This window comes from Acinetobacter geminorum, assembly GCF_013009345.1.
GTDB lineage: Bacteria > Pseudomonadota > Gammaproteobacteria > Pseudomonadales > Moraxellaceae > Acinetobacter > Acinetobacter geminorum.
The window spans coordinates 49,171-64,964 of the sequence record NZ_JABELE010000015.1 but is presented as its reverse complement, the minus strand read 5'-3'; the positions used below and the strand labels follow the sequence as shown (position 1 = coordinate 64,964).

Sequence of the window (15,794 nt, the reverse complement as noted above, 5' to 3'; positions counted from 1 at the left end):
TACTATAGTCCCACAACTATTGATTTTTTATTATTCAAATTAATTGGTATTTATATGTTTATGCAGTTTAAACAACTGACACTCTCCCTATGTATTCTTGGTTTAAGTGCTGCGTCTTGGGCACAAACTACACTAGTAAAAAGTAAGCAAAATATTGAGGAATATAAATTAGATAATGGTTTTCGGATTGTACTTGCGCCGAATGACAAAGAAAATAAAATCTTTATTAATACCATTTATTTAACAGGCTCATTAAATGACCCGCAAGGTAAAAGTGGCTTAGCTCATTTGCTTGAGCACTTGGCTTTTAAGGGGACACAAAATGTTAAAGGGGAAGAATTCCAGCGTCGTTTAGATCAATATACATTGATGACAAACGCTAGTACCGATTATTACTCGACCAAATATACCAATATTGTTCGTCCAGAAAAAACTGCGCTTGATCAGGTGCTGTATCTTGAATCTGAACGTATGGATAAATTAGTTCTTCAAGAAAAATTTGTTCCTTCTGAAATTGAAATCGTAAAACGCGAACGTGAGGTCCGTATGGATCAGCCTTTTGCTGTGCTGATGGATCAAATGTGGAAGTCAGCTTATGGTAACCAATATTTAGGTCGTTTACCGATTGGCGATTTACCTGAGCTTAAATCGATTAAAATGCCTGAATTAAACCAGTTCTATCGTAGCTGGTATGCACCTAATAATGCAGTCATGGTGATTTCAGGTAAGTTCGATAAGACAGATGTCTTAAAAACAATAGATCAATATTTTAGCCCAATCGCGGCAAGAGCTGTTCCTAAGCCTGTACAGATTCCTGTGCTCGACTCTACAAAAATAAAAAATCGTCAGTTTATGGTGAAAAAGGGGAGCGATCTCGCTAAATTCCATATCTATATGAATGGTAAAAATACCAAAATTCAGCCCACGCTCGCTTTAGCGCCTTTGTTATATACAATGCAGCCAAGTGGTCACTTATACCAGAACATGGTTGAAACAGGTATTACCACAAATGTTGATGCGAGTACTTGGCTAGATCAAGATTTTAATGTGGTCTTTCTTGGTGCCATTTATTCACCTAGTAATGACCCAAAAAAAGTTGAAAGCTCTTTGTTAGCGGGCATTGAAAAAGGGAAGCCTTTTACTGAGGTTGAATTAAATCGTGTTAAAAGTTTAATGAAAACTCAAGGTGACTTAATCACTAAAGATGCGGTAGCACTTGGGTCACGGTTAAGTGATTACACCGTCGCTGGCGGGCAATGGGATCAATATTTTAAAGATTTGGATTCAGTAGAAAAAGTTAAGCTAGATGAAGTGAATCAAACTTTAAAGCAGTTCCTTGTGGCTGAGCATCGTATTGATGGCGACATTTTGCCAACCCCCGAAGACCAGAAAAAAGCTCAACAGCAAAATTCAAAAGAGTCGCCTAAAACTCTAGATCAGGTCGAAGCAAAGGCTGAGCCTTTAAAAGATCCGAAAGTATATCAACAAGAAGTTGCTGAGTTTTTAAAAACTTCAAAGCAATATGTTGAAAGCAATGAGAAAAAGATTATTCGTGGAAAACTAAAAAATGGAATGAAGTATGCTTTATTCCCAGTTGAAACACGTGATGATCGGACTTATGCAACGATTACGATGGACTTCGGAACAGAAAAATCTTTATTTAATAAAGGTACGGTAGTTGATTTAACGTCATACTTATTGCTTCGTGGTTCTGATAAATACAGTTTGCAAGATATTGCTGATAAATCAATTGATGCAGGCGGTGCGGCTTATGCAAGTGCTGATGGCAATGGCATGACCATTAATATTCAGTCTAAATCAGAAAAATTTGATGAGTTTTTCAAGTTTGTTCTTGATGTGATGAAAAATCCGAAATTTGAACAATCTCAATTTGATTTAATTAAATCGCAAAGCTTATCAAGCCTTGATCGCCCTTATACTGAGCCAGATGTAGTGGCTGGCTTAACACTTTCACGGTTGCTTGAAGAATATCAACCAGGTGATTTGCGTTATCACTTTGAACCTGAACTGGCAAAACAGCAGTTGAAAAATGCAACTCAAGAACAGGTGAAAGAGTTATATGAGCGTTTCTTTGCAATGAACCATGCTCAAATTGCCATTACAGGTGAATTTGATGCGAAAAAGATGCAGAAATTACTGAATCAGGAATTTGGTCGTTGGAACGGTAAGCAACCATATCAAAAAATCTTGATTGATCACGTTGATTTTCCAGCACAGCAAGTTCATGTTTTGTCTGAGCAGCGCGAATTTGGTAGCTACCAAAGTGTGCTTTCAATTCCAGTTGGGAAAAACCATCCAGATGCATCTGCTCTCATTTTAATGAATTATATTTTAGGGGAATCTCAAATTTCATCACGTTTAGCTCAAGAGCTTCGTGAGAAAAATGCGTTGGTGTATGGTTTTGGAAGTGGGCTGCAACTTGACCGTGACACGAATGTAGGGGCTTTGAGTATTAGTGCAAATTATACTTCGGGTCGCTCAGCACAAGTGTCTGCATCAATACATAAAGTGTTAAATGATTTGGTTAAAAACGGTGTAACTGAGCAAGAGCTTGAAGCTGCTAAAGCAGATATCATGAAGAAACGAGTTACGGCACTAGAAGATGAGCGTAATATTCATGGCATGTTAAATCTACAGCTTGAAACAAACAAAACATTGCAAGACCGAATTCGTCATGATCAAGAGTTAACTAAATTGACTGTTGCTGACATTAATAGAGTAATTAAGAAGTATATTAAACCTGAACATTTAGTCGAAGTGATGGCTGATCAATATGGTCAGGCAGCAAAAAAATAAAGTCTTCTCGTAAATAAAAAGCCACTGAAAAGTGGCTTTTTATTTAGGTCTTTAAATCATATTAATGATCATGTTTGTGCGCGTGAAAATCTTCATTTTTACGGAAACGTAAATAATTTTCGAATTGTTCACAATACTCATCGAAGTTATCTTCAAGCATCATCTGAAACTGCTGAAGAAGGTAAGACATGACCTGATCTTTCGCATCACGCATTTCATTACCATCTTTAAAGTTATTTGCTGCTACCCACGTATTGAAACGGGCAGTGGCAAATAACATTGCAGCACTCACTTGACCACGTAGCTCAGCTGGATCTACTTTTTTATCTTTTGGCGGGCGACAAAAATCATTAGCTTGTTTAATAAATTCATCCGCACGCTCAAAGAAAACAGCATTTAATGCTTCTTCTTCAGTAATATCTGTTGCATTAATCTTTTGAGACATGACTTATTCCCGCAAAAATAGAGCTGCTTATTATAGGCAAACGCTTGCGGAAACAAAACCTTTGACTTAGTCTGTAAATAGCCTAAGTATTGGTAGGAGAAACTAATATGCAAGATGCAATTGCTATTCAAAGTTTAAAGACAGATATTGCTTTATTACGCCAGCATGTTTTCCCACCTCAATATTTAGAGCATGTCGAAGGATTGCCCATTTATTATGGCTTGCAAGAAGAAGTCGAAAACTACTACCGTCAATGGCAGGGGCTAATTGAAAGGGCGCAAGAGCTTTTTCAGCCATTTATGGAAGATGAATTACCAGATGCGATTCATTTGCCAAGTCATTTAAATTTACCGCTATTCTTTTTTCACGTAGACCGAATTCGGATTAATAAAACACGCGCAAAAGAATCTAAAACTTTTCGCGGTGTTGCGAGTCTTATTGAAAAATGCGGGCAGTTCGAAACTGATCAGATTTTTACGATGCAAGAATGGTTGCAAAGTGATGATACCGCGGCTCTGGTTGCTCACCGTGAATTCATCGATTTAAGAACCTATGTATTCCAGCATGGACAAAGCGAATATACACGTTCACGCTTTTATACTAATGGGATTGTGCTAGGGATTGAGCCGCATTTTAAACTGGTCGATGCTCGTGATAAGCCAAGAAAACAACGCAGCGATAGCTATAGTGATCCCTTAGCAGATAACGGCGTATGGAAAGTATTTGGTAAATACCGATAAAAAGTCGCTGCTTGTTTACAGCGACTTTTTATAAATTACCAGAAAGTTTCAACCTCACTAAAAGCCTGTAAAGCTTTTGCTGAGCGCTTTTGTAATTGTGGCTGTTTGGCTTTGACCCAGCCTAGAGCAAACCAGAAAGACGGATCTTGTTCAACCACATTGTTAAAAATACCTTCTGCAATAAACAAATCGTTATATTGACCTAGGGTATTTTGCACAGGTTGTAGCTGTTTTAAATATTGCTGTACTTTTTTATTTGGATAAAGGCTCGAAATAAACTCAACACAATAACGTAACTGTTTAGCTTGCTTTCTTATTTTGTGCTGTTCATTCACTTCAAGCTCAGAGAAGTGTTCAGCATTATTAATCACTTGATGATGTAACTTATCTAAACTCTTTTTAATGTGTTTTTTTAATCCACCTGTTTTGCTGTCTGAATCTTCTTCTGAATAAGCAAATGCTAATAAATCGAGTAATAGCTTAATCGTGTCCGCAGAGGTAAAGATTGTTGAGAGTTCTTTTGAGGGCTGAGCTGAAACTGGTAGTAAAAGTTCAGGTGATCCATGTTGTTGAATAATAGGTAACACTTCGGTGCGAATCGCATCTTCATCACGAGTGTCTCCAAGTTTACGGAAAAGCTCGGCAATTTGTTCTTCCCAAACAGGATTTAGCTCGCTTGACCAACCTGCAAAATGCTTAAGGGCACTACGTAAACGACGTAAGCTGACACGTGCCTGATGGATATGCTCAGCTTTGGCAACTCCATCGGCAATGACAGCCATATTTGGTAAGAATTGCCCTAAACAGTTTTCGACAATCTTTTTTAGAGCCTGTTCAGCAGTAATATCTTTATTTAATGTCAGACTTTTAGCATGAACAGCAGGTGAGGCGGCTTGTCCTAATGCTAATAAGTTGCCACGTTCGGCTTTGCTTCTTACATCAAGCCAAAGTGCGTAACGATTAATCCATTGCTGCGCAAACTGAATGAGCGTTTTCACAGCCCCTTGTTTGAGTTCAAATTCGACTTCACAAATTACACTTTGTGCATCCGCTGTTTTTACGACCCCATCATCTAAGCAAACTTCAATCGCTGTATTATCTGCTTCAAACACATGGTAGGTGCGCTGTACATCAGTCTCAAACTGCAAACTTAATTTTTCGGCTTCTGTTCCTAAAGCCGTATTAATTAAATCAGTTACCACTTTATTATCTTGATATAACTCAAGGTTTAAGTCAGGTTCTTGGTCACACACACCTAAATGAATTTCTTCTTCAACACGGTGGAGATGGCTTTGACCTGCGGCTTTAAATGTTTGTACCCATTGATCATCTTCTTTACGTAAACGTAAGGCCATACCGTTTTTTGCAAGCAGTCGATCAGGAGTATCGTAATACTTTGCCTGTAAGTGAATATTCTTTGCTTTGTGTTTTTTTAAGTATTGCTGGACAGTTTTTTTCTTCGATTCAGGTAACTGAAACTTTAGTTCGACTTCGACCATAATATATCTCCCTGAATCAGGTATTTAGACTATCTTGAATAAGTATAATAGCTTAGCTCTAAAAATAATGGTTTTGATAGAGAAAGTTACAATCAAACATATGACGCTACACTTTTATTTAGGTGTACAATCAGGTGACGTTTTGATCAAATAAAAATCAGGAAGATGATCGTGAATGCACCAGTGAACTTTAGCCATGAAGCTCAGCCAGAGTTTGAATTGCCGATTAAAAATTATCAGGAATTTTATCGTTTTTATTTAACTGAACACCGTAACATCATGAGCAGACGTTTGCATGTGGTGGGTAGCAGTATTGGCATATACTTTTTTTCAAAAGCAATTCGTAAGAAACAAGCAAAATATGCACTCTATGGTTTAGTGTCTGGCTATGCGTGTGCATGGATTGGACATTTTATGTTTGAAAAAAATAAGCCTGCCAGTTTTAAACAACCTTTCTATAGCTTTATTTCTGATTGGCGAATGTTGTCTGATGTTGCACGTGGCCGTTTGAGTTTGGTTGATCGTAAACACGACAAAATTCCGAGTTAATTTTTACTTTCTCTTTTAAATATACCGATTGGTACTGGTAAGCCTATATCAATCGGTACTTATGATGGCCTATAAATCCGTTATACTAGCGAAGTTTTTAAAAGCGAGAGTAGAGTATGCGCGGTTTATACCTCATTACCAACGATGACCCAATCCAACTATTATTAGAAAAACTAGATGCCGCACTCGCAACTCATCAGGTCGCAATTTTACAGTACCGCCGTAAGAAAATAGACAAAGCAGAGCAACCCGCAGAAGTCGAACAAATCAAATTATTGTGTGAAAAATATCAAGTTCCTTTTGTCATTAATGATGACCTAAAACTGGCCGCTCAGTTTGGTTTAGGTGTGCATTTAGGGCAAAGTGATGGCGAAATTACTGATGCAAAATCGCAATTACCAGAAGGCGTCATTATTGGCCGTACTTGCCTGAACTCATTAGAACTTGCACAAAAAGCAATTACAGATGGCGCGACTTATATTGCATTTGGTGCGGTCTATGCGACCTCTACAAAACCTGAAGCAGGTAATGTGGGGATCGAAGTGATTAAGCAAGCAGCAGCCCAATATGATTTACCAATTTGTGCGATTGGTGGTTTAACTGTTGAAAACTCACAACCTGTGATTGAGGCTGGGGCTGACCTGTGTGCAGTCATTAGTGATATATTAGGTCGATCAACTGCTGAAATTCCTGCCCGTGTACAGGCGTGGGCACAATTATTTTCTTAAGCTTTCAAAATTATTTTTTAGATATTTAAGACGAGCATTTCCATGAGTTTATCTCCAAAGCAAGAACAGTTATTTAAACAAGCCAGCAAACACATTCCAGGTGGTGTGAACTCTCCGGTACGTGCCTTTAATGGCGTTGGAGGAACACCGGTTTTCATCGAGAAAGCAAAAGGTGCTTATTTATGGGATGTGGATGGTAAGCGTTATGTTGACTATGTTGGTTCTTGGGGACCGATGATTTTAGGTCATGCTCATCCAGAGATTATTAAGGCTGTACAAACAGCAGCAGAAGATGGCTTAAGTTTTGGTGCACCAACCGTACACGAAACAACACTGGCAGATATTATCTGTGAAATCATGCCATCAATTGAATTGGTGCGTATGACTAACTCGGGTACAGAAGCGACCATGACCGCTATTCGTTTAGCGCGTGGTTATACTGGCCGTGACAAAATCGTGAAGTTTGAAGGTTGTTACCACGGCCACTCTGACTCACTTTTAGTAAAAGCGGGTTCAGGTTTACTGACTTTAGGTGAAGGTGAACCAACTTCGAAAGGTGTTCCTGTTGATTTTGCTAAACATACTTTAACGCTGCCGTATAATGATATTGCTGCATTAAAAGAATGCTTTGCTAAGTTCGGCCATGAAATTGCGGGTGTTATTATTGAACCAGTCGCGGGTAACATGAATATGGTGAAACCAATCGACGGTTTCTTACAAGCCATTCGTGATATTTGTGATGAATATAAATCTGTATTCATTATTGATGAAGTGATGACAGGCTTCCGTGTTGCTTTAGGCGGTGCGCAATCAGTTTATAACGTTAAACCTGATTTAACGACTTTAGGTAAAATTATTGGTGCAGGTCTGCCTGTTGGTGCATTTGGTGGTAAGCGTGAAATCATGGAATGCATTGCACCTTTAGGTGGTGTATACCAAGCAGGTACATTATCTGGTAACCCACTTGCTATGCGTGCTGGTATTGAAATGTTTAAACATTTACGCCAACCTGACTTTTACAGCAAATTATCTGCTCAACTTGAAAAGTTACTTGCAGGCTTACAAGCTGCAGCTGATGAAGCGGGTATTCCATTTAAGACTCAGCAAGCTGGCGCAATGTTCGGTCTTTACTTTACCGACCAAGAAGACATTACAAGCTTTGACTCTATGTTGGCATGTGATATTGAAGCTTTCAAAAAGTTCTTCCATGGCATGTTAAAACGTGGGGTCAACTTGGCACCTTCAGCATTTGAAGCAGGCTTTATTTCATCTGCACATTCTGATGAAGATATTGAATTTACGATTCAGGCTGCAAAAGAAACATTCGCTGAAATGAAGTAAGCAAAAAAGCCCGTGTTAAACGGGCTTTTTAATTTGAGCTATTTTTATATTTGTAGAGAACAATGTTTTATCCCTTACCTCGAAAAATCCAATTAGCTGCAAGTACTTCAAATTGGTCAATTGAGTCAGCGCAAAGTATTTTGCTCATGGTTGGGCTCAATGAGCTTAAACTACGACCAGATTGGTCTGAGCAACCATTGGCGAACCATTTGGAATTGTTGATTAAGCGCGCTCAATCACTCGAAATTCCAATTATTTTTATTGAGACATCTCAGCTTCAACAAACCATGTTGGAGCTTGGTCAGCGTTTGTCATCAAATACTAAAGCCCAAGTTATGATGGCAGGTGATTTGTCGCCTCTGTTTAAACAAGTCATGCAGCTTGTTTTATCGATTACAGATCAGGTCAGTGTTGTAAATGATGCGATCTTGGCGGCTAATCTAGAGCAGCATATCCAATGGGTTGAAAAGATCAGTTTTGACCATATAAAACATTTAAATACGCAGAGCTTAATGCGGTTATGGTCTTTAAGTGCGCCGTCCTCTTATATCTTGTCAGATAAAGGAATCTTATTGGCAATTGCTGAACAGGTGGGGCGACATCCTATGGAGATCCATCCTGAAATTGATTTAAGAAACTACGGACTAGATCAGTCTGCTGTGAATTATCTGGTCGATCTATGGCGTGCAAATGGTGCGAGCTTAAGTGCTGAAGAGATAATGCAAGCACCGACATTGCAACATATTATGCAGTTATTGAAGCCTTGACTGACTATAGACCTCAAGTGATCCATAATATTTGCAAATTCTGCTGTTAATTTACCCGAACGGCATTGTAATTCGGACGTAAGCTTTTTATTATTGCCCGCTTGTTTTTCATCTTACCTTGGGAATACAACTTTGAGTGATTTTCTAAGTGAACATCTGATCTATCGTGATGATGATTTTATGGTGATTCATAAACCTTCGGACATCTTGAGTGTTCCTGGTAAGGGTGATTTACATGATAGCGTTTTGACTAGGTTGGTTGCGATTGAACCTAAAACTTTGCTCATTCATCGTCTAGACCGAGATACCTCAGGTATTTTAGTATTTGGTTTATCGAAGCGCGGTCAAAGTGCGATTGCACGTCAATTTCAAGATCGTCAGACTTCAAAAATATATGAAGCGCTTGTCGCAGGTCATTTAGAGGGTGAAGGGACTGTAGATATTCCTGTCATCTATGACCCAAGCCGACCACCTTTACATATTGTCGACGCTTCTCACAACAAGCCTGCTTTAACACATTGGCAGGTCATAGAACATTTTCAGATTCAGGGACAGCCTGTAACTCGTGTGAAATTAACACCAATTACGGGCCGATCTCATCAACTCCGTGTACACATGCAATATCTTGGGCATCCAATTGTAGGTGACACGCTGTATGCAACACCGGAGCAGCAACTTGTTCCGCGTTTATGTTTGCATGCCAAACAGTTAAGTTTTAATCATCCTGTCACAGCAGAAACATTAACTTTTGACTGTCCTGTACCGTTTTAATGTAAAAATTTTAATGCGTGATTTTTTGTAGCAAAGCGATTTAATTGGTTTTTGCTTCAAAATTTTGCTTTAAAGACTACATAAAAAGATGCAAAAATAAGCTAATTTGCATCGTACAATATGTAGTGCGAACTTGAGAGAAAGGTGGAAAAATTGCAGCAGTATGCTATTGGTCAACGTTGGCTATCAGACACAGAAACTGAGCTCGGTTTAGGTGTTCTTATTGATGTAGATGAAAGATCTGTCAGCATTTTATTCCCCAAAAGTGATGAGACACGTGTCTATGCACGTAATAATGCTCCACTATCTCGTATCATCTTCAATACGAATGATGAAGTTCAAGATCAAGAAGGCCAGAAGTGGATCGTTGAGTCTGTTGAAGATCGTCATGGCGTTTTGCGTTACAACGTTGTTCGTACTTTAGAGAATGGCGAGCAAGAGCGTAAAGCACTCAATGAAACACGTATTGGTGCGCAAATTCAATTATCTAAACCTTTAGATCGTTTGCTTGCAAGTCAAGTTGACTATAAAGAGTGGTATGACTTGCGTATTGAAGCGATGTTGATGCAAGCACAAATGCAGACCAGTCCTCTACGTGGGATGGTCGGTGCACGTGTTGGCCTGATCCCTCATCAGCTTTATATCGCACATGAAGTTGGTAAACGTTTTGCTCCTCGTGTTTTACTTGCCGATGAAGTTGGTTTAGGTAAAACAATTGAAGCTGGTTTAATTATCCACCAACAGCTTAAAACTGGTCGTTCAGAACGAATTCTGATTTTAGTCCCTGATTCTCTTCAGTATCAGTGGATGATTGAAATGCGTCGCCGTTTTAACTTGCAATTCTCTCTATTTGATTTAACGCGTACAGCATCTATTAAAGAACATGATCCAGAGCTTAACCCGTTCTTGACTGAGCAATGCATTATTGCCAGCGTTGACTTAATGGTTGACCATGATGATTTGCGTGAGCAAGCCATAGAAGCTGGTTTTGATTTGCTTGTGGTTGATGAAGCACATCATTTGATGTGGAGCGAAGAAGAAGGCGGTAATGACCGCTACGATTTAATTGAAGAGCTTGCTGAAAATACAGCAGGAGTATTATTACTCACTGCAACACCTGAACAATTAGGTGTGGAAAGTCATTTCGCACGTTTACGTTTACTTGATCCACAGCGTTTTAGTAGTTTAGAACGCTTCTTAGATGAAGAGACTCAGTACCAGCAGACTGCAAAAATTGCTGAAGTACTCATGTCGGATCAAGCTTTAGCCCCAGAGCATTTATCTGCTTTAGAAGGTTTGTTAGGTCACAGTATTGAAGACCAGCCAGATCAACGCTTTAGAGCAATTCACGAATTATTAGACCGTCACGGTACTGGACGTATTTTATTCCGTAATACGCGTGAAGCAATTCAAGGCTTCCCAGGTCGTGATTGTCAGCCAGCACCATTACCAGCACCAGAAGATTGGTCAAAAGACGGCAAACTGCGTGAGCAAATGTGGCCTGAAGAAGCACAGATTGATGGTTCATGGATGCAAAATGATCCGCGTGTGCCATGGTTAATGGAAATTTTACGCAAAGATCTTAAGCATAAAAAAGTGCTTTTAATTGCGCGTAGCGGACCAGTAGTTGAATCTTTAGAAAATGTGTTGCGTTTGCATGCAGGTATTCGTACTGCAATGTTCCATGAAGGGATGAGCTTACTAGAACGTGACCAAGCGGCTGCTTATTTCGCTGAAGAAAGCTATGGCGCACAGATTCTACTGTGTTCGGAAATTGGTTCGGAAGGCCGTAATTTCCAATTTGCCAGTGATCTAATTTTATTTGATCTACCAGCTAACCCAGATGTTTTAGAGCAACGTATCGGCCGTCTAGACCGTATTGGTCAAGAAAACCGTATTCAAATTCATGTGCCATATCTTGTGGGAACAGCTCAAGAGCGTATGTTCCGTTGGTATAACGAAGCATTAAATATTTTCAGCAATATTTCTCCAACAGCACAAACGCTGCAAGAGAACTTTATTGTTGAGTTAAAAGACTGTTTACTTGCAGACCAAGGTCAAACATTTGAAGATTTGCTTGAAGAGGTGAATGTTCAACGTCAAGCCTTAGAAGCTGAACTTCAAGCTGGCCGAGATCGTTTACTTGAATATAATTCATGCCGTCCTATTGTGGCACAAGAAATTGTTCAAGCTCTTGAAGACTATGACGACAATACAACGCTGCCAATGTTTGTGAAGCGTTTCATGTCATCAACCAATATCGATTTTGATGAACAAAGTAATGGTACGGTGATTATTAAACCGACCGACCAAATGCAAGTGCAAGGTTTGGCATTAGACGAAGAAGGTATGACAGCCACTTTCTATCGCGATCAAGCTCAGCTCCGTGAAGATGCTCAATATTTAACTTTAGAGCATCCATTCATTGAAAGTGTTATGGAGATGATCCGTACGCAATCATTTGGTAGTACCAATGTTGCTGTACTTAAATCTAATGCATTAAAGCAGGGTTCAGTGTTAATTGAAGTCTGGTTTAAAGTGGATGTTGTTGCACCGAAGTCACTGAATTTACCATCAAGCTTACCTAAGCAGCTTATTCGTGTATTGTTAAGTGAAAATGGTCAGGACTTATCTGAGAAAATTGATCCGACAATTTTAAAACCATATTTGCACCATTTAGATGGTAATAGCTGTCGTCAAGTAGTTAAAGCTCGTCGTGATATCATTGAGCAGCGCTATAAACAAGCGTTAGAAATTGCGAAAGTTGATTTACCGCAGCTTCAGCAGCAAGCAAAAGAACACTATGGTAATAAATGGCAATATGAAATTGACCGTTTAACCTATCTAAAACAGTTCAACCCAAGTATTCGTCAAGATGAAATTGAACGTTTACAAAAGTTGCAAAAAGAAGGCTTGAGCTTGCTTGACGGTTTAACTGTTACACCAGAAGCAATTCAGGTGTTAGTTGTGGTTAAGCCGTAACTCACTCAAAACAAAAAAAGCGCCGAGAGGGCGCTTTTTTTATATATTGATTTTGAGTTAGATGAGACTGGCATCTTTTAACTCTAGCTTTAAATAAGCATAAAAAATTGGAGCAGCGATTAAACCACCTAAACCAAAAATTGACTCAAATACTAGCATTGCTAATAAAATTTCCCATGCATTGGCATTGATCTTATGCCCAATAATTTTAGCATTAATAAAATATTCAAGTTTGTGAACAAGAACGAGATAAAGTAATGCTGCTCCTGCTAGTCCAAGAGAAATGGTAAGAGCGGCAATAAATGTCAAAGTATTTGAAATCAGATTACCTAAAATTGGAATCAGTCCAAACATAAAAGTCAAAATGGTTAAAGTTTTTGCAAAAGGAAGATGGACTCCCCACAGCGGTAATAAAATAAATGCAAACAAAATAAAGAGCAGCGTGTTAATAGCTGAAATTTTTATTTGGGCAAAAACAACATTTTTAAATGAAATTGATAATTTTTGAATACGTTGGATAAGCAGTGACTTAAAAACAGGCTGAGGCGTACGGCGATGAAAACCATGTATCGCCACCAAAATACCAATAATTAATCCCATGACCATAGTCACGAAGTTATGCAAAATATCGGAACTGGTATTTTTTAGGGTGGTGACGTTATCTTTCATAAATGCAAAGATTTCGTCTTTTAGATCTGTCACGCTATCAGGAATATAACCTGGAAGATATTTTGTGATTTCTGCTTGTAAATGAAGTAAGGTTTGATCAACTTTGCTATTAATACTATGTAATCCGACGCCTTTTAGATCGTATACAACGAAACTAATCAGACTGGTAATGAAAAAACCAATAAGCGAAATGGTAACAATACTAAGTAAAATACTAATAAAAATACGGGCTCTTTGGCCGTCAATATAACGTTCTACAACCGAACTTAAGCTAATAATAATTTCATAAATGAGAAAGCCTGCAAAAAAACTTGCTAATAGATGTAATGGGATAACCGAAAGCAAAAAGATGCCCATAAGAATGTAGCTTGCAATCAGACTTTGACGATTATTCAAATTTTGCATGTGGATCCCTGAGATCGTTGGGAATATAGGAGAAAGAGCAAACGGAATGATTATTTATACTCTGGCAAGCTATTCGCTTCAATCAGTGAATTATATTTTTATTGGAAAATAGAGGAGTTAGATGTAAAAATGGCCTGTTCATCAACAAGCCATTCATTAGATCATTTTAGCGAATTTTTGCTTCATCTAGATGACGTGCGCCTTCTAAAATCATCCGAATCATAATCATGGTTTGTTCAGCAACTTCTGCACGTTGATTAATCGGTAAATCAATCACTTTGGCACCCATGTGAAACACAAGTTGAGTAATAGCTTTTGCAACAAGGTCTGGGTGATACAGGTGATTATTATTTAAGCGCTCAAGACGAATTAAATCTTCTTGTAGCTCTTGCTGAAAAAAGTTGAGCTGGCGGTCTACGGCAGCCTTATAAGAAGCAGAACCTGTAAAACTTTCACGTAGTAATAAACTTAAATTACCTTCATCGGCATCGAGTTGTTGAAGGAAAATATCGACAGAACTACGAATAATACTTTCTTGTAAGGAAGCACGTAGACGAGCCTGACGGATGATTTTACGTAAAACGATACCTGCACGGTCAATTAGAGAAATTGCTAATTCATCAATATCTTTAAAATGTCGATAGAAACTATTTGGTGCAATTCCTGCTTCTCGAGCTACTTCTCGTAAACTCAATGAAGCAATACTTTTTTGCGGACCAATAAGGTTTAAAGCGGCCTGAAAAAGTTCTTCTTTAGTAATTGTCGCTTTTCTTCCAACAGAACGCGTAGCTGTTTTAATTTCAATGACATCTTGTTGTTGAGGTGTGTCATTCAGGTTCTGAGAAAGTGAAGATTGGGTCATGCTGTTCAATATATTTGTAAACTCTCAGGATTATAGCCTTAGAAGCTGAACTTGTGAAATTGTAATTAAAAGTACGGGTGTATATACAAATATATATACATGTGTATAATAATTAAAAAAGAGCGACAGAGCCTTCAATTATGCAAGCAATCGAAAAGAGAAATTCTCTATTCAATTCATTGACACAAGCCATCTTTGATAAAGAAATGGCTAATTTCTGGCTACAAAAAGTTAATCCTTTATGGTCTGTAAAGCACGGACTTGTTCAAATTGTAAAAAAAGAATTTGTCGCTCATGACATGGTGAGCCTGACGCTAAAATGCAACCGCCTAGTAAAAATGGGTGTTGCAGGCCAGCATCATCCTGTGATTGTAGAAATTGCTGGTCGTCGCTATGAACGTACTTACAGTTTGACGCAAATAGATGCGCAGCACTTACGTTTAACAGTTAAAAAAGTTGCTGATGGTATCGTGAGTAACTGGTTTATTTCAGAAAGCAAAATTGGTGACGTTTTTGAGCTTGGACAACCGTATGGTGACATGCAACAAAACATCAAAACATCGAATTTAACTATGTTGGCTGCAGGTAGTGGCATTACCCCAATGTTGAGTCTAATTACTGCGATTAAACAAAGCCAGCAGTTAGATAAAGTTCAGGTACAACTTTTATATTGGGTAAAACAGCGTTCAGATGCGGCTTTTGTTGAATACTTTGAAAAAGTTGCACAGCAATATCCGAACTTTAATTATCAGATTTTCTATACACAAGAAACCCCAAATGATGAACGTTTAAATGCAGAGCATTTAGCTTTAGTTGATGATGTCGAAAACAGCACAATTTATGCGTGTGGACCTTCTGGTTTTGTGGCGACTGTTGAGCAACTTTTTGAAAAAGCTCCAGCCATTTTAACAGAGGCCTTTAGCCTAACAAATGAAAGCTCTGCTGATGATATTGGTTATGTGAATGTCACATTAACCGAGTCTAATAAGGTAATTGCAATTCCTAAAGGCCAGTCAATTCTGGTTAGTCTTGAACATGAAGGTCTTAAACCAACTCATGGTTGCCGTATGGGAATTTGTAATAAATGTGTTTGTAATAAATCACAAGGTTCAACACGTAATTTACTCAATGGTAGTGAAAATACTGAACCAAGCCAATTACTTAAAATTTGTGTGAACTCAGCACAATCCGATCTAGTTATTGATCTTTAAGAGAGAAC

The 15,794-nt window shown here is 38.5% G+C and carries 13 protein-coding genes; 9 read left to right on the top strand and 4 right to left on the bottom strand.

The features are described 5' to 3' along the window. Positions 1–54 precede the first annotated feature (54 nt). Positions 55–2,817 carry a M16 family metallopeptidase gene (locus tag HJG58_RS14560; protein ID WP_170249468.1) on the top strand — a complete coding sequence of 921 codons (2,763 nt, stop codon included), beginning with the start codon at positions 55–57 and terminating at the stop codon, positions 2,815–2,817. A 61-nt stretch (positions 2,818–2,878) separates the two neighbouring features. Here HJG58_RS14560 and HJG58_RS14555 read toward each other — a convergent pair whose 3' ends face one another. Continuing rightward, positions 2,879–3,262: a DUF3144 domain-containing protein gene (locus HJG58_RS14555; protein WP_002118682.1), complete on the bottom strand. Its 384-nt coding sequence runs from the start codon at positions 3,260–3,262 to the stop codon at positions 2,879–2,881. Positions 3,263–3,369: 107 nt separating this feature from the next. Between HJG58_RS14555 and HJG58_RS14550 the strand changes: the two genes are divergently transcribed. After that, complete coding sequence (locus HJG58_RS14550; RefSeq protein WP_170249467.1) at positions 3,370–4,002, top strand: hypothetical protein; 633 nt, start codon at positions 3,370–3,372, stop codon at positions 4,000–4,002. A gap of 35 nt (positions 4,003–4,037) precedes the next feature. On the opposite strand, the gene HJG58_RS19175 is transcribed toward HJG58_RS14550, so the two are convergent. Then, positions 4,038–5,501: a CYTH and CHAD domain-containing protein gene (locus HJG58_RS19175; protein WP_170249466.1), complete on the bottom strand. Its 1,464-nt coding sequence runs from the start codon at positions 5,499–5,501 to the stop codon at positions 4,038–4,040. 165 nt (positions 5,502–5,666) lie between these two features. Between HJG58_RS19175 and HJG58_RS14540 the strand changes: the two genes are divergently transcribed. The 6 genes from HJG58_RS14540 (at position 5,667) to rapA (ending at position 12,639) form a co-directional block, all read left to right on the top strand. Next, positions 5,667–6,050, top strand: a complete 384-nt coding sequence (locus tag HJG58_RS14540; protein ID WP_080947611.1) for an Mpo1-like protein — start codon at positions 5,667–5,669, stop codon at positions 6,048–6,050. 116 nt (positions 6,051–6,166) lie between these two features. Next, positions 6,167–6,778 (top strand): thiamine phosphate synthase, encoded by a 612-nt coding sequence (thiE, locus tag HJG58_RS14535; RefSeq protein WP_170249465.1) that lies wholly within the window; start codon positions 6,167–6,169, stop codon positions 6,776–6,778. A gap of 42 nt (positions 6,779–6,820) precedes the next feature. Then, on the top strand, positions 6,821–8,119 hold the full coding sequence (gene hemL / locus HJG58_RS14530; protein WP_016146072.1) for a glutamate-1-semialdehyde 2,1-aminomutase: 1,299 nt from the start codon (positions 6,821–6,823) through the stop codon (positions 8,117–8,119). Between the two features lie 62 nt (positions 8,120–8,181). After that, positions 8,182–8,886, top strand: a complete 705-nt coding sequence (locus HJG58_RS14525) for an acyl carrier protein (RefSeq protein WP_170249464.1) — start codon at positions 8,182–8,184, stop codon at positions 8,884–8,886. 132 nt (positions 8,887–9,018) lie between these two features. Beyond that, positions 9,019–9,657, top strand: coding sequence for an RluA family pseudouridine synthase (locus HJG58_RS14520; RefSeq protein ID WP_005067937.1), 639 nt, complete (start codon positions 9,019–9,021; stop codon positions 9,655–9,657). A gap of 144 nt (positions 9,658–9,801) precedes the next feature. Further along, positions 9,802–12,639: an RNA polymerase-associated protein RapA gene (gene rapA / locus HJG58_RS14515; RefSeq protein WP_170249463.1), complete on the top strand. Its 2,838-nt coding sequence runs from the start codon at positions 9,802–9,804 to the stop codon at positions 12,637–12,639. Positions 12,640–12,696: 57 nt separating this feature from the next. On the opposite strand, the gene HJG58_RS14510 is transcribed toward rapA, so the two are convergent. Beyond that, positions 12,697–13,713 carry an AI-2E family transporter gene (locus tag HJG58_RS14510; RefSeq protein ID WP_170249462.1) on the bottom strand — a complete coding sequence of 339 codons (1,017 nt, stop codon included), beginning with the start codon at positions 13,711–13,713 and terminating at the stop codon, positions 12,697–12,699. A 166-nt stretch (positions 13,714–13,879) separates the two neighbouring features. Next, positions 13,880–14,575 (bottom strand): HTH-type transcriptional repressor FabR, encoded by a 696-nt coding sequence (gene fabR / locus HJG58_RS14505; RefSeq protein WP_002118668.1) that lies wholly within the window; start codon positions 14,573–14,575, stop codon positions 13,880–13,882. Between the two features lie 140 nt (positions 14,576–14,715). Between fabR and HJG58_RS14500 the strand changes: the two genes are divergently transcribed. Continuing rightward, a complete protein-coding gene (locus HJG58_RS14500; protein ID WP_170249461.1) occupies positions 14,716–15,786 on the top strand; it encodes a ferredoxin reductase in 1,071 nt (356 codons plus the stop codon). The last annotated feature ends 8 nt before the right edge of the window (positions 15,787–15,794 follow it).

Bases quoted from the DNA above. Each gene is read 5' to 3' on its own strand.
- HJG58_RS14525 (WP_170249464.1), top strand. From the start codon at position 8,182: ATGTTTTATCCCTTACCTCGAAAAATCCAATTAGCTGCAAGTACTTCA.
- HJG58_RS14540 (WP_080947611.1), top strand. From the start codon at position 5,667: ATGATCGTGAATGCACCAGTGAACTTTAGCCATGAAGCTCAGCCAGAG.
- thiE (WP_170249465.1), top strand. From the start codon at position 6,167: ATGCGCGGTTTATACCTCATTACCAACGATGACCCAATCCAACTATTA.
- hemL (WP_016146072.1), top strand. From the start codon at position 6,821: ATGAGTTTATCTCCAAAGCAAGAACAGTTATTTAAACAAGCCAGCAAA.
- HJG58_RS14500 (WP_170249461.1), top strand. From the start codon at position 14,716: ATGCAAGCAATCGAAAAGAGAAATTCTCTATTCAATTCATTGACACAA.
- HJG58_RS14510 (WP_170249462.1), bottom strand. From the start codon at position 13,713: ATGCAAAATTTGAATAATCGTCAAAGTCTGATTGCAAGCTACATTCTT.
- fabR (WP_002118668.1), bottom strand. From the start codon at position 14,575: ATGACCCAATCTTCACTTTCTCAGAACCTGAATGACACACCTCAACAA.
- HJG58_RS14560 (WP_170249468.1), top strand. From the start codon at position 55: ATGTTTATGCAGTTTAAACAACTGACACTCTCCCTATGTATTCTTGGT.
- HJG58_RS19175 (WP_170249466.1), bottom strand. From the start codon at position 5,501: ATGGTCGAAGTCGAACTAAAGTTTCAGTTACCTGAATCGAAGAAAAAA.
- HJG58_RS14550 (WP_170249467.1), top strand. From the start codon at position 3,370: ATGCAAGATGCAATTGCTATTCAAAGTTTAAAGACAGATATTGCTTTA.
- HJG58_RS14555 (WP_002118682.1), bottom strand. From the start codon at position 3,262: ATGTCTCAAAAGATTAATGCAACAGATATTACTGAAGAAGAAGCATTA.